Origin of the sequence: Pusillimonas sp. SM2304 (assembly GCF_031628915.1) — a bacterium.
In the GTDB taxonomy this organism is placed as follows: domain Bacteria; phylum Pseudomonadota; class Gammaproteobacteria; order Burkholderiales; family Burkholderiaceae_B; genus Pusillimonas_C.
Genome location: NZ_JAVLUJ010000002.1, coordinates 200,591 through 222,262, shown reverse-complemented (window position 1 = coordinate 222,262; position 21,672 = coordinate 200,591). Strand labels below are relative to the sequence as shown.

Sequence of the window (21,672 nt, the reverse complement as noted above, 5' to 3'; positions counted from 1 at the left end):
GGCAGACATGAACCACTTCATCTTCGGGATTTATCCCTATATCGCCATCACCATCATGGTGGTGGCCAGCGTCATCCGCTACGACCGCGATCCCTTCACATGGAAATCCAAATCCAGCCAGTTGCTGCGCAAACGGCAATTCATCATTGGCTCGGTCCTGTTCCATGTCGGCGTACTGATCATCTTTTTCGGGCATCTGGTCGGCCTGCTGACCCCCATCCAGTTATTCAGCATGCTGGGAATCAGCCACGAGGCCAAGCAGATCCTGGCCATTGCGGTCGGCGGCGTGGCGGGTGTCATGGCGCTGGCGGGCGGCGGGCTGCTGCTGCACAGACGGCTGTTCGACCCCCGCGTCCGCGCCCACTCCACCTTTGCCGACACCGGCATCCTGGCGCTGCTGATGGCGCAACTGGTCCTTGGGCTTGCGACCATCATCGTGTCGCTCGGCCATCTCGACGGCGAGGAGATGGTCAAGCTGATGAGCTGGGCGCAGGGCATTATCTACCTGCGTTCGGGCGCCGCCCAATACATGGTGGATGCGCACTGGCTGTTCAAGGCGCACATCTTTATCGGCCTGACCATTTTCCTGCTTTTCCCCTTCACCCGGCTCGTCCATATATTTTCCGCGCCGGTACGCTATCTGTGGCGGCCAGGCTACCAGATCGTGCGCACGCGTCGCGGCGCAAAACCCGCTGCGGCCGGGCTGGCACCGCTGCCGCGGTCCCGCATGGAGCCAGGCGAATGAAAGTCATCCATCACACTCGCCCGCAAGCCGACGTCACTGTAAATGGCGTGACCATCACCGCCGAGGCCATCGCCGCCGAGGCCCAGAATCATCCCATGCCGCGCGGCAAGCCCGGCTGGGCCTGGCGCGCGGCGGCCGGCGCGCTAGTGCTGCGCGAAATCCTGTTGCAAGAGGCCAGGGCCCGCGGCATAGCGCCCGCAGCCATCGAGCTGGAAGCCGACAAATGGGAAACAGAAGATGAAGCACTGATCCGCCAACTTCTGGAAGAGGCCATTGCTCCGGCCGTGGTCGACGAAGCGCGATTGCGGGCTGTCTACGACGCCGCGCCAGACCGCTTTCGCGGCCCATCATTGTTTGAAGCGGCGCATATCCTGTTCCCGGCTGCCGCCGATGACGCCCAGGCCCGCGCGGCGGCGCTTGAACGGGCCCATGCCGTGCTGGCCGAACTGCGGCGCAATCCCGGGCGCTTCAGCGTATTGGCCGCGGAACACAGCGCCTGTCCGTCTCGGACCAACGGTGGCTTGCTGGGCCAACTGGCCTCCGGAGATACCGTACCGGAATTCGAGGCGGCTCTTGCCACCATGGATGAAGGCAGCATTTCCGAAAATCCGGTGGAAACCCGCTACGGCGTCCACCTGATCCGCCTGGATGCCCGGGTACGGGGCGATACACTGCCCTTCGCCTCCGTGCTGCCACAACTGCGCGCGGCCCAAGAGAAAACCGACTGGGTGCACGCCAGCCGCGCCTATGTCCAGGCGCTGACGGGGCGGGCCCAAGTGACTGGCATCGACTTAAGGCAAACTTCCTGGCTGAACGCGCAAGAGCCGGCATGAGCCGCTCGCCCGGCTTGCCCGAACTAGGAGTCCCCCAATGAAGCTGGGATACGTCAGCTTGCGCGGCCGAGGCCGGATCGATCTTTTGCTAGCTGAAATCGTAGAGCAGCTTGAAGCGCACGGCGTCGCCTTGGCGGGAACGGTCCAGACCAATATTCACCGCCATGACCGTCCGGCGTGCGACATGGATCTGCGCTTGCTGCCCGACGGGCCCGTGCTGCGCATCAGCATCGACCGCGGCGCCCAGGCGCGCGGGTGCCGGCTGGATGCCGGCGCGCTCGAACAATCGGCCCTGTGGGTGTCGGGCGCCCTGGAACGGGCCGAGCTTCTGGTCGTGAACAAATTCGGCAAGCGGGAAGCCGAAGGCAAGGGGTTGACGGGCGTCATCGCCGATGCGCTGGAGCGCGGCCTGCCGGTCCTGGTCGGCGTTAACGGGCTGAACCTGCCGGCTTTTCTTGAGTTCGCGGGCGGGGCGGCCACGGAAGTCGCCCCCGACGCCGGGCAAGCAACCGGCTGGTGCCTGGCCGCATTATCCAGGACTATCCGCAGCAAGGCATGCGGCACCGATACCCAAGGCAAGACCGCGCCAAGAGATTAGAATGAGGCCGTCGACATTCCTGAAAAGGCCAGACTTCGGTTTGAGCCTTTTTGTTTTGCGCGTGGCTATTTCCTTGGATATGAAGGACTGCAAAGGATGAACATTGCATTAACGCTGTTGATGATCGCTGTGGCGTGGAGAGTGGTGTGCCTGCGTTACCAGCGCGCGCGTATTGCTTTGCTGGGGCGCCATTTGGCCAATTTTCAGCTTGAACGCCATATGGAAACACTGACGCAGGGCTACACCCGCGCCATCCATGAAGAAGCTGAGACACGCCAGATCCAGGTGCTGGAAACCTTCGCCCAGACTGAACGCACGGTGGCGACGCAGATACGGTCGCTGGCCGACTCCATGCAGAAGGAAAGCGAGCAGGCCGCCAGTATGGGCACGCTGCCATTCTGCCTGCCTTATGCCGAGCTTTTTCTGCCGTCGGTGACACGGGATTTTCGCAAGCTGCTGCACATTCATGCGGCCGGCCTGGGCCATGTGGTGGACAACGAAGCCGGCTGGGATATGAAAACTCGCGCCTATCACCTCTCGGCAGAGCTGTATCTGTTTCAGCACAGCTGCCATTGGTTTTGCAAATCCCGATCTGTGGCCGATGCGCGGCTGGCGCTAAGGCACCAGGTCAAGCACCAGAAAGTGCTGGAATCAGTATCCGCCGCGACCCGTTCCGCCTATCTGCGGTGGCAGCAGGAAGCCAGGAGTTCTGCTCCTTAGGCGATTGCAAGACAGACCGCAAGGATTCGATAGTCTTCAGATAGATTCTGACGAAAGAAGGGATGCAAAGCAGCAGTAAAGAAACAGGTCAAAACCTCGGATTAATACTCAACGACAGCATGGCCGATAGCTGGCACAAAGGCCTTCCTGAACTTTGCTGCAATGCATTGAAAGCGTCCTGGACGATTTGCAGGTCGCGCTGACTGGTGGGTTGGTGGCCAATAATGCCTGCCGCCATCAGGCGCGCAACCACATCGCTGGTCAGTAAAAAAGTATCTTTCCCGACCAGGCGCAAGAATCCGGCGGCCGAGCGGCCGCCCAGGCGAGCGCCACGTTTTCCTAATAAACGCCACAAGCCGATGATGTCGGCAACCGGCCAGTTGGCAATGAACTCGCCGAAACTGCCGCCCTGCTCCTGGCGGATATCCAAAATGAATTGTGCGTTTTTGGGAATGGTTTGCAGTTTGACGCGATGGCGGATGAGACTGTCGTTCTTCATGTAGCCGTCGATTTGCTCGGGGCTGAGCATCACCATTTTCTCGGGTACAAAGCCCCAGAACGCTGCTTCGAAGGCGGGCCATTTGGCATCGACCATCGCGTGCTGCATGCCGGCCTGAAATACCCGCTGGCTCATGGCGGAAAGGTAGCGATCATCGCCCTTCTGCTTCAACGCCTGGGGAGTATGCGCTGTGGGCAGAAAGGCATCCATGGCCTCGTCCGATTCAAAGCGCTCTCGTACTGTGTCGTAAAGCCAGCGGTAGCTAAGGATCATACTTGCCTCATTTCAGTGTCCAGCCATTGGCGGAATGGACTGAATTTCCTCATCACGCGCCACATAGCGCGACAAACCCCGCAAGATAGCCAGGCAGCCCCCCTGGCCAGAAGGTCAGCGCTTTCTTGGCAGCCGCCACCAGTGGCGCATGCTTTGCCGCAATCGAAACCTGCTCCACCACCTCAGTAAACCATAAGACAAATACACCTTCTCCTCTCCCAAAGGCATCTCGGGTTTTAAGCGCAGCCAAGAAGTCTTAGAATACGCGACGAGCTGGTCTGGATAAATGCTTCGATGGCCGATGATCAGATAAGCCGCGATGCACGGCCCGGCCACATACACTGCACCCAGATTTCCGCCAAACAATTCAACGCTCATCAGGATCGCGGCAATAGGCGTGTTCGATGCGGCCGCCACCACGGCCACCAGGCCCACTGCCGCTCCTAACGAGGGGCTGATTCCCACCAAGGGAGCGAAAGCGTTGCCCGCAATCGCACCAATGACCAGTTGCGGGGTCGCGACACCGCCATAAAATCCCGACCCCAAGGTAATTGCCACCAAAAGCGTTTTCCATAAAAACCCCAAATAGGGCATGGTTTCCCCATTCAGGGCTTGGCTTACCAGCGGCAGGCTCAAGCCCAGGTAATCGGTGGGAATGACGAGAATCAGCGCGGCCAGCACACAGCCGCCCATCATCGGCAACAATGGGGGCCATAAATCAAACCGGCTTCCAATACGCGAAAAAGCAGCGCGCGCCAAGCCGATCATGTCGACAAAAATCCAGGCGACGACCCCGCATATCACTCCAATGGCGATGGTTTTGAGAAACAGAATCTCTGAAAACCCGGGAAGCGGGAACACGCTATAGAATGTGTACGGCACGCCCCACCACTTGCTGATCTCGAACGAGACAAAACCGGAGACAATGGCCGGAAATAGAAAATCATGGCGAATGCGCCCGATGATGAGCACCTCCACGCCGTAAATCGCACCCGCCAGCGGCGTGCCGAACACACTGGCGAAACCGGCGCTGACGCCACAAGCCACAAGGCGGGTCTGCAACTCGCTGTTCAGCCGGAAAATCCAGCCGATGCCCGAGGCCAGCGAAGCGCCCAGATGCGAACAAGGCCCCTCCCTGCCCGCCGAGCCGCCCGAGGCCAAGGTGATAATGGCGGCCACCGGTTTGATCGCCACTGTCTTGAAAGGCATGCGCCCCGATTGCTTGTGCACCGCCTCGATGACCGAATCCTTGAGCCCTGTTTTATTCAGCTTGTAGCCATAATGCAAAAGCAGGCCATTTAAAAGCCCGCCCACCGGCAACAGCACCATCTGAAACCACAATGGTATGGATGCAGTCTTACCGGTAAAGAAAATCAAGCCATGAAGGAAAAGGCTCGTCCCGCTTCCCACCACCGCTCCCACAACCGTTGCGAGAACCAACCACTGCATGATCGTTGCCAACATTACGATGGGCTCGACATAATTGAAATTAAAGCGGGGCGACGACATTTACGTTTTCCAGCGCGGGTGGCAGCGTTAGGGGGATTTGACTTGTCATCCGCACATACTCGCTGGCTTACGGATAAAACAGCGGCAAACCGAACAAGTCAAACACACCGGCTTATTTTCCTTTGACGTACTTCTGGACGGTGTTGGCAGCGGCTGTGGTCCACTTGTCGATCAGGGGCTGCAGACTAGACAGTTGAACACCGCCCCGCCCTTGCGCTGCGTCGACCAGGCGTTCTCCCGTCCCGCCGCGCACGGCGGCGTACAATGGCTCGCCTGAAACGCTGTCAGTGACATGCGACTCGATCGCAATGGTGGCATCACGCGGCAAACCGCCTTGCGCCACGGCCTTGGCCCCTGTCACCGCCAGGGCAACGGGTATGAACTGATAGGCTTTCAATGCCCGGGTTTCGGCGCCGATCGCTGTGATGGCGATGCGTACATGGGCCACGCCCGGCCCTGCGTGGTCGACCATCTTGACCTTTTCCCCCAGTTTCTTGCGCAGCGACCGATCCATTTCTTGACGGATCTGCGTTAAGGTGTCCATGGACATGTCGGCGGTGGCCTGGGGCTCGGGGTAATACACGACAGGGTCAAACTTGATTGCGTTATAGCGGGCGGGGGTAAACTCCGGGTTCACATAGACCAGCCGGTCTCCCCCAGCAGGGGTGGACTCTTGGTGCAGGCGCGAGTAATCAGGTAAAAAACCAGATTGTTTCGGGACGGATGATGTCGCGCAGCCAGCGACAAGGGCCGCGGCAAAGAGGGACAGAAAAATATTTCGCGCTTGTTTTTTGTTGCGCATTGCTTGCTCCTATGGTTCTTGTATATTTTGTGCAAAACAGGGGAAGCCAGACGCCCAGCGCTGTCGCCCCCCCCCTGAACAAGGCCGACAGCGCAGACCAGTGTACCCGCTTGTGCGCCTCCGGCCGCGCGGCCTGTCAGTCAAAGCGCAGTATGTGAAACTTGCACGGCGCTGCGCTTATGAAGCGCGGCGATGCCGATATTTGACACAATGAAAGAGGCTTTGCAAGTGATATTGTCCGCGCAGCGTTCTGTGCTCTGCCTGAGTCAGAAGGTGCGGGGCATAGCTGTCGATCAAACGCAGCAGATTAAAACGCGCTACTTTACGGGCGATCCACCAGAGCGGGCCGAATCGACAATGCCGCAAAGAGCAACGCTCAAAATCGACTAATCCGACCGCGCCACCCTGGGCGACGATCACATCACGCGCGGGCAGGGAGTGGCGTGCTACGCCACAATCCAGCATGTCTTCCACGATCGTGCGCAACTGGATAAATGCTTTGTCAGGCACGTTGTCGGTCACAGACAAAGGGGCTCCTGGAATACGCGCTATGACGATGCGCCTGTGCGTTGGAGAATAGGACAAGAGAGCCGGGATGCCTTCGATGCCTGTCAAGCGTTTAAGCGCGTTGACCTCCCGCTTGAATCTGTGCGACTGGGCCGGCCCTTGCGAAAAGACTTTGACCACGCCATCTTTATTGATGGTGACGTAGTTCTTCTTAACAGCATCGTGATTTGGCGTGGACATAACCATAACTTCTCCACGGAATGGTGACTCAGCAACTTCCTGACCCAACGGGCTTGAGCCGCCCTTCCATATCAAGGAGTTGCTGGGAACGCAACGCTATGGGCTACGGTGTCTATATGCATGTTCCGTCAGTAGTAAATACATGCGGCAGCCGTCTTATTATGCCCCCCGACACACCCATCGGGCACAAAGAGATCATTACCATTTGGTAATGTAATGGCTATGGTCCGTGTGTGAGCGATGGGTAACCCAGCATTTGCAAGGCGAGCGATCAGTAGTCCCAGAACACCGGTACCCAGCGAAAGGCGTCGCCGTCGACCGCCACCCGGCCGACGGACGGAAACGGCAGATGGGTGGCCACTAGCAGTTCGCCGGTCGCCGCCAGCTCTCGCAAAAGGCCGATCCGCACGCGCGCCGATTCCTCGGGGTCGTGTTCGAAACCGTTGTGCCAGTCGGGGTGGTCGAAGCCGACCGCGAACACGGCGTCGCCCGCGAACGTCAGCCCTTCGCCGCCGGACGCCAGGCGGACCACGCTATGCCCGGGGGTGTGGCCGCCAGTGCGCCGGACCAGCACCCCCGGCGCCACCTCGTGCTCTGCCTCGAACGTTTGCAGATAGCTGCCGTATTCTTGCATGAAATGATGGGCGGTCGCCCGGAGCGCGTCGGGGAATCCCGGCGGCATGGCGGTGCGGGTGAAATCCGGCGAGGCCCAGAATTTGACTTCGGCGGCGGCCACATGGATGCGCAAGTCTGGGCGCAGCCTGTCCTTCACCCCGTCGACGAGGAGCCCGCCAATGTGGTCCATGTGCATGTGGGTCAACACCACGTCGGTGATGGACGCCAGGTCGATGCCGGCCGCCTCCAGCCGCCTGATCAGTTGCCCGGCCCGCGGCAGTTGCAGGTCGGGGTCCAGCCCCAGCCCGGCGTCGATCAGTATGTTGCGGTCGCCGCTGCGCGCCACAAGCACGTTCAGCGCCCAGTCGAAAGCGTCCTGGGGCAGGAACATGCCGTCCAGCCAGGCCGTCCTGGCGGTCTGTTCGGCATTGTGCGCCAACATTTTAGTGGGGAGCGGCAGCACGCCATCGCTGACCACCAGCACGTCGATGTCGCCGACCTTCAGCGCATAACGCGATGGAACCAGTTCAGCGGGCGCCACGCTAACGGGGGCGGGAGCGGGGTATAAGGTGTTGTCCAGGGCAAGCATAATAGAGTCTCCTAAGAAAACGGCAAAAGGCCGCATGTCGTCATCGTAGGGAGCCGAGGCGCAAGGCGGTAGGCCTGTAAAGGGGCTCACCATGTTGCCTGATACGCAGCAAACAGGAACATGAAGAGGCGCCCCCCCCTGGGACCGCTCCCCCGGATAAGCGCGGCAAGTGCTTCCATGGACCATGCCCTTGATCGCCCTGGCGGTCTCTGCGTACAATACGCGCTCGCATTTCCTTCATGGGTTCCCTAACCCCATCCATCAAAAAGGCTCATCATGACCTCGGCTTCCGTCCCGCAATCGCGGGTATCGTCCTACCTCGCCCTGCTGGTAGCGTTCCACATCCTGATCATCATTTCCAGCAACTACCTGGTGCAGCTGCCCATCGACCTGTTCGGCTTTCACAGCACCTGGGGCGCCTTCAGCTTTCCCTTTATCTTCCTGGCCACCGACCTGACCGTGCGCCTGATCGGCAAGACCGAGGCGCGCAGTGTGATCGCGCGCGCCATGATACCGGCGCTGATTGCCTCCTATATCGTGTCGGTGCTCTTCCATGAAGGCCGCTTCAATGGCGTGAGCGCACTGGGCGAATTCAACAGCTTTGTATTCCGCATCGCCTTCGCCAGCTTCGCCGCCTACGTCCTGGGCCAATTGCTGGACGTCCAGGTATTCGACCGCATGCGCCGCAGTTATATACAGTGGTGGGTTGCGCCGGCAGCCTCTTCCGTGTTCGGGCAGGCGCTCGACACGGCCGCCTTCTTCAGTGTTGCCTTCTGGCGCAGCAGCAACCCCTTCATGGCCGAACATTGGGGTGAAATCGCCGTCGTGGACTACGTCATCAAACTGGCCGTCAGCCTGCTGCTGTTCGTCCCCATGTACGGTGTTGCGCTGAACGCCATCGTCCGGATCATGAAGCGGCGCGATGCGGTCTTGGCCCAGGCATGACCACGCCCTGGCAGCCCCATCGCCGCGCCCTGGTCCTGTTCTCCGGCGGCCAGGATTCCACCACCTGCCTGGCCTGGGCGCTGGCTCATTTTGGCCATGTCGAGACCATGGGTTTCGACTATGGACAGCGCCACCGGGCGGAGCTGGACTGCCGCGCCACGCTGCGCCGTAGCATGATCGCGCAGCAAGCCGCCTGGGCGCCGCGCCTGGGCGACGATCACCTGCTGAATGTGGATGTGCTGGGGCAATTGGGCGCCTCGGCTATGACCGACGAGGTGGCCATTGCCATGCAGGCCGACGGTCTGCCCAATACCTTCGTGCCGGGCCGCAATCTGCTGTTCTTTACCTTGGCCGCCGCGCTGGCCTACCGCCGCGGGCTGGACGTGCTGGTGGGCGGTATGTCGCAAACGGACTACTCCGGCTATCCGGACTGCCGCGACAATACCCTGAAGGCCTTGCAGGTAGCGCTGAGCCTGGGCGTGGACCGCCCCCTGACGCTGGAAACCCCATTGATGTGGCTGGACAAGGCCGATACCTGGGAGCTGGCCAGGCAACTGGGTGGCGATGCGCTGGCGGAGCTGGTCCGCACCCAGACCCACACCTGCTACCTAAATCAGCGCGATACTCTGCACGCCTGGGGCTATGGCTGCGGCCAATGCCCAGCCTGCACGCTGCGCGCCCAGGGCCACCGGCAATGGATGGCGCGGCAACACCATGCTTAGCGCGCAAGCAAGGCCAGCCTGATCACCCTTGCGCGGACCTGAACTCCTTCATCAATGCTTCCAGGCTCCGTTCTTCCGGCAGTTCGCCTGCCGTCTTGAGCGCCCCCTCTAGCCAGCCGTAAAGCAATCGGCCAGCCTGAATGTCGCGCATGCGCTGCGCTTCGGCTTCGACCTTGCGGCGCGCGGCGTCGAGCACGGCAGGGGCTTCATGTTTCGACACCACCACAACGCCGTCATCGTCGCCGACAACCAGGTCGCCGGGCTCGACGCAAACGCCGCCCACGGACACGGGATAGCCGATACGGCCGCCGTGGATACGCGTCGGGCCGTTGGGGTTGGCGGCACGCGCATAGACGGGCAAGGCGCCCTGGCGCAAGGCGTCAACGTCCCGCACGGCACCGTCGATCACAATGCCGGCAAGCCCGGCCTGCTGCGCATGGGCGCACATCAACTCACCCATGAGCGCGCACGTGGTGCTGGCCTTGCCGTCGATGACCAAGACATCGCCAGGGCCGGCAAGCATCAGCGCGGCGTGAATCATCAGGTTGTCTCCGGGCCGCACATCGACGGTAAACGCCGTGCCGCATAAACGCTTGCCTGTATGGATGGCGCCGATCTGCCCATCGAGCGCACCGCGCCGGCCGCAGACATCGGCCAGAATGGATGCGGGCAAGCCCGCGCAGGCGGCCAGCGTGGCTTCGTCGACACGCTGGTAATGGCTATTGATCATTGCTTTCCTTTTGTATGCGGCCCTGTGCCTGCAACTGTGCTCTGAGACGGCTGAAGACGCGCAGCGCGTTGCCGCCCATCACCTGCTTTCGCGCGGCTGGTGGCAGCCAGTCCACGGCGTCGATATAACGCTTGGTGTCATCGTAATTAAATCCCGTCTTGGGGTCCACACCTTTGACGGCGCCTATGATTTCAGAGGCGAACAATATGTTTTCCGGCGGAACAACCCTGAGCAACAGTTCAATGCCTGGCTGGTGATACACGCAAGTGTCGAAGTACACATTCCGCATCAGCGTTTCCAAAGGCGGGCGGCCCATGTTCTGGGCGAGCCCCCGATAACGCCCCCAATGATAAGGCACCGCCCCTCCTCCATGCGGGATAATGAACTTGAGCGTAGGGAAGTCGCGAAACAAATCAGACTCGACAAACTGCATGAAGGCTGTCGTATCGCCATTCAGATAGTGCGCGCCCGTGAAATGGAAGTTAGGGTTACACGAGCAGCTCGTGTGCACCATTGCGGGCACATCCAGCTCAACCATTTTCTCGAACAGCGGATACCAATGGCGATGCGTCAAAGGGGGATCGGTCCAGTAGCCATCGGTGGGGTCGGGGTTGATATTGCAGCCCACAAACCCCAGCTCTTCCACGCAGCGCAGCAATTCCGGTATGCAATGGGCCGGGCTCACGCCGGGCGACTGAGGCAGCTGGCATACCCCGACGAGTTGATCGGGATACAGTGCAACCGCCCGGTATATAAGGTCGTTGCAATGGCGAGTCCACGCTTCGCTGGTGCCCACGTCGCCCACATGATGTGCCATACCGCCTGCGCGCGGAGAGAACAGGGTCAGGTCGACCCCACGCTCCCGCTGAATGCGCAACTGATTGTCTTCCAGGGACTCGCGGATCTCGTCGTCGCTGATGACGACACCGGGATCTGGCCATTTTCCTTGGGGATCTTTCAGCTTTTTCTCCTGCCAGGCGCGAAAATCCCCCAGCGCCTTGGGCGCTGTCGTATAGTGCCCATGACAATCAATAATCATATTTTTCCGCTCTCTCGTTTCGTCACCCGGCACCGCATCAATGCGTACTCAGGCCCGCTGCTTTCACGACGCCGGCCCATTTTTCGACCTGATCGTGAAAGTACTTGTCAAACTCCGCCACGGTACCGCCCCCGATAGTGATCGCCATTTGTTCAAGCTTGTGCTGAACCTGCTTGTCCTGCAAGGCTTTGTTGATATAAAGATTGAGCGTTGCGACGGTTTCCGCAGGTGTGTCTTTTGGGACCGCAAACCCCCACCATACCTTGGCCTCCAGATCGGGATAGCCCAGTTCCCTGGCTGTCGGAACCTCAGGCAACTGAGCAATGCGCTCATCGCTGTCAACCATGAGCGCCCGCAGCTTCTTGGCCTGGACCTGGGGAACCGCTTCCAAGGGGTTCAGGAACATAAACGAAACCCGGCCCGTCACCAGATCGAGCTTGGCGGGAGACCCCCCTTTGTAGGGCACATGCAGCATCTCGGCCTGGGTGGTGATTTTAAGCAGTTCAGAAGCCAGGTGGGGAGCACTGCCGCTGCCGGAGGTCGCAAACGACACGGCATGCGGATCGGCCTTGGCCGCCTTGACCAGATCGTCGAACGTCTTGAAAGGCGAGTCGTAAGCCACCACAAGAATCAATGGCGCATATCCCACGTAGGCCACAGGGGCCAGATCGTTGACTTCATTGAACGAGCGCTTGGGATAGACCGCAGGGTTGGTTGCCAGGCCATTGGCGCCGATCAACAAGGTATAGCCGTCGGGCGCCGCGTTGACAACCGCTTCGGTACCGATGTTGCCATTGGCGCCGGCACGATTTTCCACAATGACGGGCTTGCCTGTCTGGGCGCTGATGCTGTCGGCAAAAATACGCCCCAGGGTATCCACCGCCCCTCCGGGCGGAAACGGCACCACCAGCGTCATGGGTTTTTCTGGAAAGGCCGCACTGGCTGGCGCAGCGGCAAGTCCAAGAGCCGCCATGGCGCCGATGGCAAGCACCCCTAGCATGCGATTGAAAACTGTCTTCATTGAAATGTCTCCTTCACTTTTTATGGGTAGTGACGATACGGCCCGCCACGGTTGCGGCAGCCTGACGCCGACGGCAACAGCCAGATACTAGTCGTAGCCGCACCCATGTGATAGAGGCATTCTGCCTAGCTGATATTCCTGAAAGACATATCCAGGTCTGCGTTTCCTGCCGACCAGGCTGATGGCAGGCCTACAGATCAATTGCCGTCCGGCGGCAAGCCCAGCAGGATCTCCTGCAGCAAGTCGCTGGTTCGCAGCACCAATGTGGTCAAGGGGCGTTCGGCGGAAGTGGCCAGCGCCAAGACGCTGCTCATGCGCGGAGCGATGATGCGGCGGCTCTGCAGATGGTCCTGGGCGTCGCTGGCGGCAATCGCATGCTGCGTGGCAATGGCGTATCCCTCGCCTTCCGAAACGAGCTTCACGATGGAAGCCACCGAGTCAACTTCGAGCGCAATCGTCGGCTTGAGCCCCATATTGGCCAGCCGCGTTTCGACCATCATGCGCAGCGAATGGGGCCGGGAAGGCATGATCAGGGGCAGCTCCGCAATGTTCCGCATCGGTATGGATGGCCCCATCGCCGCCTGCGTGCGTTTCCTGTAGCCCAGCACCAGCAGATCATCTTCGCGTAGCGGCCGGATATCCAGACTGGGCGACGGCACCGGGTCATGCAGCAGGGCAATATCAACACGCCCCGAAAGCAGCCATTCGTACAAATGAATGGTCAGCCCTTCGGTGATGCACAAGTTCGCCTTCGGATACCGGCTCCGGAACGTTTTAACAAACGGGCAGCTCAGTGCCCGCCCCACCGCATAAGGAAAGCCTATCGTCACACGCCCCAAAGGGCTGCCGCGCGAATCCTCGACGTCATGGCGTGCGTGCTCGAACTGCATCTGAATCGTGCGCCCATGCGCCAACAGGCGCTTGCCCGCTTCGGTCAGGCTGACACCGCGTCCATTACGATAGAACAGTGTCTGCCTGAGCTCTACCTCAAGACGGCGTACTTGCCGGCTGAGCGCAGGCTGCCCGACGCCCAGCACCATGGCCGCCTGCGTGAAGCTGCCCAATCCCGCAACATAAATAAAACATTCGAGCTGCCGCAAGTCCATTCAACACCTTTTTTTTTGCGCGTGGAGCGGCGCTACCTTCTTAGGGAAATACTGCATGCAGTATTATGATAAATCCTGATGCCCATCATGCGGGAGCACACTATGGAAGCACAAGAAATACATCGCGGTCGGCTGATCGACCATCTGCAACTCATCGTCCAGGACCTCGCGGCAAGCGAGGCCTTCTACAAGGCCGTTTTCGACGTGCTGAAGATACCGATGGGCGGCGCCGGCGACGGCTATTTCTGGGCCGACGAACTCTTCGTCTCGACCGCCGACAGCCAAGCCGCGAGCGGTACATTGACCGGCCGCCATCACCTGGCTTTCCAGGCCCGGGACAAGGCCATGGTGGACGCATTCCACCAGGCCGCGCTGGCCGCAGGAGGCCAAGACAACGGCGCGCCGGGATATCGCGAGTATCACCCAGGTTATTACGCCGCCTTCGTCCTGGACCCTGATGGCAACAACATCGAAGCCGTATTCCACGGCGAAGCCCAGCGCAGCGCGCCGTCGGTGAAAATCACCTTCTGACCGCGGCCACCCCTTCTTATGCTGCACCCGCATGCGGGGCTTTTCACCGTTACCCGCCATTCCTAGGAGGCACACCATGCAAATCACCGTTGAAACCACCGTGGCTGCACCGATAAAGGACGTCTGGCGCGCCTACACGACACCCGACGATATCAAGCAGTGGAATGCGGCCTCCGACGACTGGCACACCACCGCGGCCGCGGTCGACTTGCGCGCCGGCGGCGAATTTTCATCCCGGATGGAGGCCAAGGACGGCAGCATGGGTTTTGATTTCACCGGCACTTATACGAATATCGTGGAGCATGAACTGATCGAATTTTCCTTCGGCGATCGCTCAGGACGGGTCGAGTTCGCCGAAGGCCCGAAAGGCGTCAACGTACGCGTGACGTTCGATAGCGAATCAACACACTCCGTCGACGAACAGCGCGAGGGGTGGCAGGCCATTCTGAACCGCTTCACGCGCCATGTCGAGTCGAATCGGTAGTTTCGCCAACGCCTCCTGCCGGCACCGCCAGCGCGTGCCCAAGGAGAAACCCGCATGGCCGAACATTCCATTACCCCCGTTCCGCTGACACCGCTGCAGGCCCGGCATATCTGGCTGGCTGCTCAGCGGCTCGACACAGCGGCGCCGTTCGGAAACGGCGCCCAGGCAACGCCCAAAGCCATCTCGCATCTTGGCTACGTGCAAATTGACACCATCAACGTCATCGAGCGCTGTCATCACCATATTCTCTGGACGCGGATTCCAGGCTACCGGCGCAGTCATCTGCATCAGGCGCAAACCATAGACAAGACCATTTTCGAGTACTGGACTCACGCCTTGTCCTACGTTCCGACCAGCGATCTGAAGTTCTTCATTGCCGACATGGAGCGCCATCGCAAGTCGCCGGCAAGCTGGTTCAACGCCGTGACGAACAGCGATCTTCGCAAAGTCATGACGCGCATTCGCGACCATGGCCCCTTGTCGATTCGCGATATTGACGATGACGTGCTGGTTGAAAAAGACCATGCCTGGGCAAGCCGAAAACCTTCGAAGCGGGCGCTACAACTGGCTTTCTACACCGGAAAACTGACGGTCAGCGAACGCTCGGGCATGCTCAAGACATACGAGCTTACGGACCGGCACTTTCAATGGGATAGCCGGCCAAGGAAAGCTTCCGAGAACCAGGCCATCAACTATCTGCTTGATAGATCGCTGCGCTCGCAGGGCCTGGTCAGCCTGGACTCCATCTGCCATCTGAATCCCAAGCGCAAACCCCTTATACGCCAGTTGATCGAAACCCGGCTGCGGCAAAAGCGTCTTGTGCCCGTCGCGATCGAGGGCGCGGGCAAGCAGGAACACTGGGCATGCCCGCACACCGTGGCCGGCATCCCTGAAGCGACGCCAGGCACCCATATTCTGTCCCCCTTCGACCCGCTGATCATTCAACGCAAAAGATTAAAACTATTCTTCGGCTACGAGCACTTGTTTGAAGCCTATATACCCAAAGCAAAACGCGTGTATGGCTACCTGGGGCTGCCGGTGCTGGTCGATGGCGACATCGTGGCGGTTATCGACTTGAAGGCCGATCGTTCGCAACGCGCGCTGTTGCTGCAGCAATGGAGCTGGGTCGGCAAAGGCAAGCCGTCTTTGCATAAACAGCGGATCGAAGAAAAGCTTCATCAGTTCGAACAGTTCCAGTTCGCGTCGTGAATAGTTTTTACATTTTTGAACCCGCGTGGCCGAGCGCATCGTCATATACTGTATGTTTATACAGTATAAATCCAAAACACCGCTATGCAGGCAACTCCAATCAAGGGCAGGGGCAGCGTCTCGAACAAGACATCCCGCTTCGAGCAGTTCCAGCGCGTATCGTTTGACGATGAATGGGCAAAAACCGACGAGGACGGCCTCCCCAAGCCGGCGACAACCGTCACGCTGGAATCAGCCAAATCCATCATTTCCCGCAATGATTCGCCCGATATTCCGTTCGACCAGTCCATCAATCCGTACCGAGGCTGCGAGCACGGCTGCATCTACTGCTACGCCCGGCCCACTCACGCCTATTTGAACCATTCCCCCGGCCTGGATTTCGAAACCAAGCTCTACGCCAAGGGCAACGCGGCCGATGTATTGCGCCAGGAATTATCAAAGCCATCGTACGTGCCCAGGCTTATTGCCCTGGGTGCAAACACCGACCCCTATCAACCGATAGAACGGCGCTTAGGGATCACGGCTTCGATCCTAGCGGTCATGGAAGCGTTCAACCACCCCGTCGCCATTACCACCAAATCCGCATCCGTGACCCGCGACATCGACGTGCTTGCGCGGATGGCCAGCAAGAACCTGGTACGCGTATTCATGTCGGTAGGCTCGCTGGACAGGACCATCGCAAGAACACTGGAACCGCGCGCCAGCACGCCCGGAGCGCGCCTGGACGCTATCCGCAGGATGAGCGCAGCCGGCATTCCGACAGGCGTGATCGTAGCGCCCGTCATACCCGCGCTGACCGACCACGACATGGAAAAAATTCTTTTCAATGCGAAAGACGCCGGCGCCAAGAACGCCGCATATGTCCTGCTGCGGCTGCCCTTGGAAATTGCCGACCTGTTTCGCGAATGGCTGCTGGCGCACTACCCCTTGAAGGAAGCGCACGTCATGAATCTGGTCAGGCAAATGCGCAGCGGCAAGCTATACGACGCCGATTTCAAGACCAGAATGAAAGGAAGCGGCGTTTTTGCCGACCTGATCGAGCAGAGATTCAAACGGGCGTGTGCCAAAGCAGGCTTGAACCAGACCCGGCATCCCTTGAGCACCGCTCTTTTTTCCCGGCCGCGCGCAGACTCGCCCCAACTGACCCTGTTCTAGCGACAGGCTCCGCGCATGGCGGCAGCCCTGCGTCGCCGCCTGGCATAGGGCCTTGCAGCCACGCAGGTACAGGGATTGCTGCCAAGGCGCTTCAAGCCTGATGAGTCGTTCAACTGTGGCACGTGGCTCGGCGCCTCGGCCCTACCCTGGAGAAACACGATGAAGAAAGTACTCGCACGTATCGCAGCCGGCGCCTTGTGCTGCACGGCAGGCCTTGTCTATGCCGATATGACGGTGGATATGCACGAGGCCGGTGAAAAAGGCGCGGGCAAAGCGATCGGGACCGTCATCATTTCAGAATCGCCATACGGCCTGGTGTTCACGCCCAAATTATCCGGTTTGTCCGCCGGCGTTCATGGCTTTCACGTCCACGAGAACCCCAGTTGCGATGCCGCCGAGAAAGATGGCAAGACAACGCCCGCCCAAGCCGCAGGCGGGCATCTTGACCCCAAGAAGACCGGCAAGCACGGCTTGCCATGGGGCAACGGCCACCTGGGGGACCTTCCCGCCTTGTACGTCCACGACGACGGAACAGCGGACACGCCCGTACTGGCGCCGCGCCTGACCTCTTTGGCGGACGTAAAAGAGCGTTCCTTGATGGTCCACAAAGGGGGCGACACCTATTCCGACCATCCCGAACCCCTGGGCGGCGGCGGAGCCCGCATGGCCTGCGGCGTCATTAAATAGCCCGGCTATCCCTTCCACGAAGCGGCGCATCACCGCAATACAAGTCTTATCCTGATATACCTGCGGCTCGATACTACCGGCGCAAGCAATACAAAAGGTAATATTCAAGCTTGGACGCTTACATGTTGCAGATTCTAGATGAGACCCACCTTAATTCGGCGCCTTGCCCGGCCGGGGCGTATTGCGGCGATGGCCGCCCTTGTGCTGCTTGCGGGCTGCGCTACCGTGCCTCCGGACAATCCTGAAAACATCTGCGCCATCTTCCGCGAGAAATCGGGCTGGCACAAAGCCGCCGTGAAGACCCAGAACAAATGGGGCGTGCCGCCGCAGGTGACACTGGCCGTCGTTTACCAGGAATCAAGTTTCCGGCACGATGCCTTGCCGCCGCGCCGGTACATCTTGGGATTCATCCCCTGGGGCCGCGTCAGCTCGGCCTATGGCTATGCACAGGCCAAAGACGAAACCTGGGCTGATTACAAACGCGAAGCGGGCGGCTGGTTCGCCAGCCGCGACAACTTCAGCGATGCGCTGGACTTCATGGGCTGGTACATGAACAAGGCCCAGCGCTTGAATGGCACGTCCAAGTGGGATGCATACGGGCAGTATCTGAATTATCACGAAGGCTGGACCGGCTACCGCAACCGCAGCTATGACCGCAAACCCTGGTTGAAACGCGTGGCCGCCAAAGTACAGGAACGCGCGGAACGCTTCGGCGCCCAATACCGAAGCTGCCAGGACAGGCTCTAAAGCACGGCGGATTCGTCGCCCCGGCCGCAACAACCTTGGCCAGGCAAGGCGATCAGGCAGGCGGCTGCCGGTCTGCGGCAAGACGCTGTTGCGTGCGGCCCAGCCACAGGCCCAGCACAGCCCAGGCCAATGCGAGCGGAATCGCCGCACTGGCCAGGCCCGCCAGGCCCATGCCCAGTCTTCCCAACAGGCCTTCAAGCTGAGCGCCCGCCACGTCGCCGCCACGGTAGACGAAAGTATCGATGAATGCTTTTGACTTGTACTTGTCTTCGCGGCTCACCACGGTATACAGCGTCTCGCGGGCCGGCCGGGTCAGCGCGCGCTGCAGGGCGCGGAATGCGGATTCGAACACAATCAGCGCCGCCAGCGTGCCGGCCATGGCCAGGCCGATGAAACCCAGCACCACGGTCAATGGCAAAAGCATCAAGGTCAGGTGCACACCGAACCGCTTCATCAGATGGCCGGCAATAATCGCCTGCAACACCAGCGTGGCCAGCTGGGTGATCAAGTCGATGCGCGCGAAGATGGCAGTGCGCAGGTCGACGTCATCGCCCAGTGCAGCCACCATCTGCAGCCGGGTGAAATACAGCAGCGTGGCCATGATGGTCATGAGGATCACATAAGCGGCGATACCCAGCAGATAGCGCGAGCGAAATACCGCCTTCAGCCCCTCCCATGCGCTGCCGCCGATGACGGCACGTTCTTCCGGCGCGGAAACCGGCGGCGCCTGCGGGCCGGCGCCGGCCTCCGCATCATGATGGCGATGCTGGGTGCGGCCCACCGCCCACGCCGCAAGCAGCGCCAGGACCAGAAACCCCGCCGAGACCAGCAGCAGCGCGGGCGAGCCCAGGGGCTGCGCCAGCGCCGACGCCAGCCACGGGCCGAAAATGGCGCCCAGGGTGCCGCCCACCGCGATCAGCGCAAAGAATCGCTTGCTCTGTTCCAGGGAAAACCGGTCCGCCATCAGCGCCCAGAACAGCATGGTGACGAATAGATTGAAGACACTGAACCAGACGTAGAACACCTGGCCGCTGATGACCCCGGCCGCTTCGGGCGCCAGCGCCAGCAGCAGATAGAAGCCCACCAGGCTCAGTGCGAAGAAAATGTAGGTGGCGGCGATGAACTGAAGCCGCCGAAAGCGGCTCACCAGCCAGCCGAAGACGGGGTTGGCGAGCAACGTGACCAGGGCGGTGCCGATGAACAACCAGCGCACCGCCTCGATGCCGCGCTGCATGCCCAACGCATCGCGAGCCGGACGCAGCACCATCAGCGCGGTCAGGATGCAAAAAAAGAATAAGCCCGCCAGCAATACCGGGACGATCTCTTCGCGGCGCACGTTGAACAGCGCAGCGATGCGACGCAATAGCGGATGCTGGCGGGCGCCTTCAGCCATGCTTACCTCGTGTACACAAGGCGATACGGCGGGCAATACAGGAAGAAGCGCCTGGGGAAAATGCCCATGGTGTTCCCCCCTGGGTCTTTAGCGCAGCAGATCCTGAGGAATATTGCCGCCGTTTTGCGCAATACGCGCCAAAACGGCTTTGTGCAGCCACATATTCATCTGGGCCGAATCCCCCATCAGGTCAGCCGGGCAACCCAGTTCGGCCGCCAGCTCCTTGCGGGCAGTCAGGCTGCTATCCAGGTCCAGCAGCTTCAGTAAATCGACAATCGAGGTGCGCCAGTTGAGTTTTTCAGGGTTGGACGCTGCTTTTTGCTCTAATTGCGCCATCACATCGGTGACCGGCACACTGGCCGACGCCGCCGGGGCGCTTGGCGGGGCCTCTGCGGCAGCCGCGGCATCCACTTGCGTTGGCGTTGCGTCTGGCGTTCCCGCGGCCGCGCTGCCGATACCTAGCTTTTCCAGAATCTTGTTGAAGAATCCCATCGCTGTTTCTCCCTGCTGGTTGGTGTTAGGACTTTGCAGTATACGTCGCTGCCTGGCCAATCATGATGAACGAACACAAGGCTTTACCATTCTTTACAGCTACCTGTATTTTGACGCGCACGCTTGCTGGCCCAGCCATGAATTCCGTCATTCTGACTGGCCGCAATCACATTGGCCCTCGCATTGAACCGCCTGCCCATTTCTGCTAACTTGCGCAAGATGAGATGTTTGATGGATGCAAGAGCATGACGATGGAATCTGGGGCTTCGGCTGGGCATAAACACAATCAGGAGCACCCTGCTTCTTCAGGCGATGCGTGGCTGCTGGATGGCTTCGAGGCAGGCGACTTTTTCTTTGCCTCGCCCACCACGCAGTACCGCGGCTGGAGCAAGGACGGCGTCCTGTCGGCTTACCAGCCGGCAGACAGCGCCATCGTACAGTCGCTGTTCGACCAGGCCGCGCAGCGCGGCATCAGCGAGCCCATGCTGTTCGGCCTGGTGCCGTTCGATATGACCAAGCAGGCCAGCATGGCCATACCGGTGCACTGGGATAGCGCAGGCATCCCGTCCAAGGCAACAGGCGCTACGCCGGCCAACAAGGCGCGGCCCCGTGTCGTCAAGCGCGAACCCGTCCCCGCCCCCGAGCAATACGGCGATATGGTCCGGGCCGCCCTGGGCCTGTTTGCACAAGGCGAACTGAAGAAAGTCGTGCTTTCCCGCGCGATGGACGTCCTGCTGGACCGGCCGCTGGACTATGCGCAGCTATTGCCCGACCTGCTCAGCCGCAACGCCAAGGGCTATACCTTTGCCGTTCCCATCTGGGGCGACGGCGCCGACGCCCCGCCCACCGGCGTGATGGTGGGCGCCAGCCCGGAACTGCTGGTGCGCCGTACCGGCGACCGCATCGTCGTCAATCCCCTGGCGGGCTCGATCGGCCGGAACAGCGATCCGGAAAAAGACCAGGCGCTCAAGGAAGGCCTGGCGTGCTCGGAAAAAGACCTGCGGGAACACGGTTATGTCGTCGCCGATATCGAACGTATCTTGCGCAGCTATTGCGACGAGCTGGACATGCCGGACGGCCCTTCGGTGATCGGCACCGACACCTTGTGGCATTTGTCCACTTACATTACAGGCCGGCTGCGCAACCCTGCGATCACCGCGCTTGAACTGTCCTGCGCCCTGCACCCGACACCGGCTATCTGCGGGCACCCGACCGCCGCCGCCTTCAACCACATTCGCACCCTGGAGCCGTTCGATCGCGGCTACTTTGCAGGACTGGTGGGCTGGCAGCATGCCAATGGCGACGGGGAATGGGCGCTGGCTTTAAGGTGCGCGCTGCACACGGGCGACAGCCAGTTGCGTCTTTATGCGGGGGCGGGAACCGTGGCCGGTTCGGACCCCGATAGCGAGATTAGGGAAACGGCCACCAAAATGGAAACCTTCATGCGGGCAATCAGCTAACGCCCCGGGGCATGCCAGACC

The 21,672-nt window shown here is 60.5% G+C and carries 24 protein-coding genes; 13 read left to right on the top strand and 11 right to left on the bottom strand.

Translation table 11 applies throughout. The features are described from left to right. The first annotated feature begins 7 nt into the window (after positions 1 to 7). The 4 genes from narI to RE432_RS10045 all read left to right on the top strand — a co-directional run bounded on the left by narI (position 8) and on the right by RE432_RS10045 (position 2,896). Positions 8 to 745 carry a respiratory nitrate reductase subunit gamma gene (gene narI, locus RE432_RS10060; RefSeq protein WP_310933290.1) on the top strand — a complete coding sequence of 246 codons (738 nt, stop codon included), beginning with the start codon at positions 8 to 10 and terminating at the stop codon, positions 743 to 745. Then, entirely contained in the window at positions 742 to 1,578 is an 837-nt protein-coding gene (locus tag RE432_RS10055; RefSeq protein ID WP_310933289.1) for a peptidylprolyl isomerase, read from the top strand. The genes narI and RE432_RS10055 overlap by 4 nt, the downstream gene beginning before the upstream one ends. A gap of 37 nt (positions 1,579 to 1,615) precedes the next feature. Beyond that, entirely contained in the window at positions 1,616 to 2,176 is a 561-nt protein-coding gene (locus RE432_RS10050; protein ID WP_310933288.1) for a DUF2478 domain-containing protein, read from the top strand. 96 nt (positions 2,177 to 2,272) lie between these two features. Beyond that, positions 2,273 to 2,896, top strand: coding sequence for a hypothetical protein (locus RE432_RS10045; protein ID WP_310933287.1), 624 nt, complete (start codon positions 2,273 to 2,275; stop codon positions 2,894 to 2,896). A gap of 88 nt (positions 2,897 to 2,984) precedes the next feature. On the opposite strand, the gene RE432_RS10040 is transcribed toward RE432_RS10045, so the two are convergent. The 5 genes from RE432_RS10040 to RE432_RS10020 form a co-directional block, all read right to left on the bottom strand. After that, on the bottom strand, positions 2,985 to 3,668 hold the full coding sequence (locus tag RE432_RS10040; protein ID WP_310933286.1) for a DNA-3-methyladenine glycosylase I: 684 nt from the start codon (positions 3,666 to 3,668) through the stop codon (positions 2,985 to 2,987). 114 nt (positions 3,669 to 3,782) lie between these two features. Next, positions 3,783 to 5,177, bottom strand: coding sequence for a chloride channel protein (locus RE432_RS10035; RefSeq protein WP_310933285.1), 1,395 nt, complete (start codon positions 5,175 to 5,177; stop codon positions 3,783 to 3,785). Positions 5,178 to 5,289: 112 nt separating this feature from the next. Continuing rightward, on the bottom strand, positions 5,290 to 5,979 hold the full coding sequence (locus RE432_RS10030; protein WP_310933284.1) for a DUF3313 domain-containing protein: 690 nt from the start codon (positions 5,977 to 5,979) through the stop codon (positions 5,290 to 5,292). Positions 5,980 to 6,156: 177 nt separating this feature from the next. After that, the gene (locus RE432_RS10025; protein WP_310933283.1) at positions 6,157 to 6,732 is read right to left on the bottom strand and encodes a hypothetical protein; all 576 of its coding nucleotides are present in this window, start codon (positions 6,730 to 6,732) and stop codon (positions 6,157 to 6,159) included. 265 nt (positions 6,733 to 6,997) lie between these two features. Next, positions 6,998 to 7,930, bottom strand: coding sequence for an MBL fold metallo-hydrolase (locus RE432_RS10020; protein WP_310933282.1), 933 nt, complete (start codon positions 7,928 to 7,930; stop codon positions 6,998 to 7,000). A gap of 276 nt (positions 7,931 to 8,206) precedes the next feature. Between RE432_RS10020 and RE432_RS10015 the strand changes: the two genes are divergently transcribed. Further along, positions 8,207 to 8,875, top strand: coding sequence for a 7-cyano-7-deazaguanine/7-aminomethyl-7-deazaguanine transporter (locus RE432_RS10015; protein WP_310933281.1), 669 nt, complete (start codon positions 8,207 to 8,209; stop codon positions 8,873 to 8,875). Next, on the top strand, positions 8,872 to 9,597 hold the full coding sequence (queC, locus tag RE432_RS10010; RefSeq protein ID WP_310933280.1) for a 7-cyano-7-deazaguanine synthase QueC: 726 nt from the start codon (positions 8,872 to 8,874) through the stop codon (positions 9,595 to 9,597). Before RE432_RS10015 ends, queC begins: the two co-directional genes overlap by 4 nt. A 22-nt stretch (positions 9,598 to 9,619) precedes the next feature. Here the strand turns inward: queC and RE432_RS10005 are convergent, their stop codons facing one another. From RE432_RS10005 to RE432_RS09990, 4 genes are all read right to left on the bottom strand, one after another. After that, entirely contained in the window at positions 9,620 to 10,327 is a 708-nt protein-coding gene (locus tag RE432_RS10005) for an RraA family protein (RefSeq protein WP_310933279.1), read from the bottom strand. Further along, positions 10,317 to 11,366 (bottom strand): amidohydrolase family protein, encoded by a 1,050-nt coding sequence (locus tag RE432_RS10000; RefSeq protein WP_310933278.1) that lies wholly within the window; start codon positions 11,364 to 11,366, stop codon positions 10,317 to 10,319. Before RE432_RS10000 ends, RE432_RS10005 begins: the two co-directional genes overlap by 11 nt. A 37-nt stretch (positions 11,367 to 11,403) precedes the next feature. Continuing rightward, positions 11,404 to 12,387, bottom strand: coding sequence for a tripartite tricarboxylate transporter substrate binding protein (locus RE432_RS09995; protein ID WP_310933277.1), 984 nt, complete (start codon positions 12,385 to 12,387; stop codon positions 11,404 to 11,406). A gap of 197 nt (positions 12,388 to 12,584) precedes the next feature. Further along, complete coding sequence (locus tag RE432_RS09990) at positions 12,585 to 13,493, bottom strand: LysR family transcriptional regulator (RefSeq protein WP_310933276.1); 909 nt, start codon at positions 13,491 to 13,493, stop codon at positions 12,585 to 12,587. Between the two features lie 102 nt (positions 13,494 to 13,595). Between RE432_RS09990 and RE432_RS09985 the strand changes: the two genes are divergently transcribed. The 6 genes from RE432_RS09985 (at position 13,596) to RE432_RS09960 (ending at position 18,306) form a co-directional block, all read left to right on the top strand. Continuing rightward, entirely contained in the window at positions 13,596 to 14,024 is a 429-nt protein-coding gene (locus RE432_RS09985; protein WP_310933275.1) for a VOC family protein, read from the top strand. A gap of 76 nt (positions 14,025 to 14,100) precedes the next feature. Next, entirely contained in the window at positions 14,101 to 14,508 is a 408-nt protein-coding gene (locus tag RE432_RS09980) for an SRPBCC family protein (protein ID WP_310933274.1), read from the top strand. Between the two features lie 54 nt (positions 14,509 to 14,562). Beyond that, positions 14,563 to 15,717 (top strand): winged helix DNA-binding domain-containing protein, encoded by a 1,155-nt coding sequence (locus tag RE432_RS09975; RefSeq protein WP_310933273.1) that lies wholly within the window; start codon positions 14,563 to 14,565, stop codon positions 15,715 to 15,717. 84 nt (positions 15,718 to 15,801) lie between these two features. Further along, entirely contained in the window at positions 15,802 to 16,872 is a 1,071-nt protein-coding gene (locus tag RE432_RS09970; protein ID WP_310933272.1) for a PA0069 family radical SAM protein, read from the top strand. A gap of 159 nt (positions 16,873 to 17,031) precedes the next feature. Further along, positions 17,032 to 17,559 (top strand): superoxide dismutase [Cu-Zn] SodC, encoded by a 528-nt coding sequence (gene sodC / locus RE432_RS09965; RefSeq protein ID WP_310933271.1) that lies wholly within the window; start codon positions 17,032 to 17,034, stop codon positions 17,557 to 17,559. Between the two features lie 189 nt (positions 17,560 to 17,748). Next, the gene (locus tag RE432_RS09960; protein WP_310934192.1) at positions 17,749 to 18,306 is read left to right on the top strand and encodes a hypothetical protein; all 558 of its coding nucleotides are present in this window, start codon (positions 17,749 to 17,751) and stop codon (positions 18,304 to 18,306) included. 52 nt (positions 18,307 to 18,358) lie between these two features. Here the strand turns inward: RE432_RS09960 and RE432_RS09955 are convergent, their stop codons facing one another. Then, the gene (locus tag RE432_RS09955) at positions 18,359 to 19,699 is read right to left on the bottom strand and encodes an MFS transporter (RefSeq protein ID WP_310933270.1); all 1,341 of its coding nucleotides are present in this window, start codon (positions 19,697 to 19,699) and stop codon (positions 18,359 to 18,361) included. An 87-nt stretch (positions 19,700 to 19,786) separates the two neighbouring features. Beyond that, positions 19,787 to 20,191, bottom strand: coding sequence for a DUF3597 domain-containing protein (locus tag RE432_RS09950; RefSeq protein WP_310933269.1), 405 nt, complete (start codon positions 20,189 to 20,191; stop codon positions 19,787 to 19,789). Between the two features lie 245 nt (positions 20,192 to 20,436). Between RE432_RS09950 and RE432_RS09945 the strand changes: the two genes are divergently transcribed. After that, the gene (locus RE432_RS09945) at positions 20,437 to 21,651 is read left to right on the top strand and encodes an isochorismate synthase (RefSeq protein ID WP_310933268.1); all 1,215 of its coding nucleotides are present in this window, start codon (positions 20,437 to 20,439) and stop codon (positions 21,649 to 21,651) included. The last annotated feature ends 21 nt before the right edge of the window (positions 21,652 to 21,672 follow it).

Bases quoted from the DNA above. Each gene is read 5' to 3' on its own strand.
- narI (WP_310933290.1), top strand. From the start codon at position 8: ATGAACCACTTCATCTTCGGGATTTATCCCTATATCGCCATCACCATC.
- RE432_RS10015 (WP_310933281.1), top strand. From the start codon at position 8,207: ATGACCTCGGCTTCCGTCCCGCAATCGCGGGTATCGTCCTACCTCGCC.
- RE432_RS09985 (WP_310933275.1), top strand. From the start codon at position 13,596: ATGGAAGCACAAGAAATACATCGCGGTCGGCTGATCGACCATCTGCAA.
- RE432_RS10005 (WP_310933279.1), bottom strand. From the start codon at position 10,327: ATGATCAATAGCCATTACCAGCGTGTCGACGAAGCCACGCTGGCCGCC.
- RE432_RS10045 (WP_310933287.1), top strand. From the start codon at position 2,273: ATGAACATTGCATTAACGCTGTTGATGATCGCTGTGGCGTGGAGAGTG.
- RE432_RS10055 (WP_310933289.1), top strand. From the start codon at position 742: ATGAAAGTCATCCATCACACTCGCCCGCAAGCCGACGTCACTGTAAAT.
- RE432_RS09975 (WP_310933273.1), top strand. From the start codon at position 14,563: ATGGCCGAACATTCCATTACCCCCGTTCCGCTGACACCGCTGCAGGCC.
- RE432_RS09995 (WP_310933277.1), bottom strand. From the start codon at position 12,387: ATGAAGACAGTTTTCAATCGCATGCTAGGGGTGCTTGCCATCGGCGCC.
- RE432_RS10000 (WP_310933278.1), bottom strand. From the start codon at position 11,366: ATGATTATTGATTGTCATGGGCACTATACGACAGCGCCCAAGGCGCTG.
- RE432_RS09955 (WP_310933270.1), bottom strand. From the start codon at position 19,699: ATGGCTGAAGGCGCCCGCCAGCATCCGCTATTGCGTCGCATCGCTGCG.
- RE432_RS10025 (WP_310933283.1), bottom strand. From the start codon at position 6,732: ATGGTTATGTCCACGCCAAATCACGATGCTGTTAAGAAGAACTACGTC.
- RE432_RS10030 (WP_310933284.1), bottom strand. From the start codon at position 5,979: ATGCGCAACAAAAAACAAGCGCGAAATATTTTTCTGTCCCTCTTTGCC.
- RE432_RS10040 (WP_310933286.1), bottom strand. From the start codon at position 3,668: ATGATCCTTAGCTACCGCTGGCTTTACGACACAGTACGAGAGCGCTTT.
- RE432_RS10035 (WP_310933285.1), bottom strand. From the start codon at position 5,177: ATGTCGTCGCCCCGCTTTAATTTCAATTATGTCGAGCCCATCGTAATG.
- RE432_RS09945 (WP_310933268.1), top strand. From the start codon at position 20,437: ATGACGATGGAATCTGGGGCTTCGGCTGGGCATAAACACAATCAGGAG.
- RE432_RS09960 (WP_310934192.1), top strand. From the start codon at position 17,749: ATGGCCGCCCTTGTGCTGCTTGCGGGCTGCGCTACCGTGCCTCCGGAC.
- RE432_RS10020 (WP_310933282.1), bottom strand. From the start codon at position 7,930: ATGCTTGCCCTGGACAACACCTTATACCCCGCTCCCGCCCCCGTTAGC.
- RE432_RS09990 (WP_310933276.1), bottom strand. From the start codon at position 13,493: ATGGACTTGCGGCAGCTCGAATGTTTTATTTATGTTGCGGGATTGGGC.
- RE432_RS09970 (WP_310933272.1), top strand. From the start codon at position 15,802: ATGCAGGCAACTCCAATCAAGGGCAGGGGCAGCGTCTCGAACAAGACA.
- queC (WP_310933280.1), top strand. From the start codon at position 8,872: ATGACCACGCCCTGGCAGCCCCATCGCCGCGCCCTGGTCCTGTTCTCC.
- RE432_RS10050 (WP_310933288.1), top strand. From the start codon at position 1,616: ATGAAGCTGGGATACGTCAGCTTGCGCGGCCGAGGCCGGATCGATCTT.
- RE432_RS09980 (WP_310933274.1), top strand. From the start codon at position 14,101: ATGCAAATCACCGTTGAAACCACCGTGGCTGCACCGATAAAGGACGTC.
- sodC (WP_310933271.1), top strand. From the start codon at position 17,032: ATGAAGAAAGTACTCGCACGTATCGCAGCCGGCGCCTTGTGCTGCACG.
- RE432_RS09950 (WP_310933269.1), bottom strand. From the start codon at position 20,191: ATGGGATTCTTCAACAAGATTCTGGAAAAGCTAGGTATCGGCAGCGCG.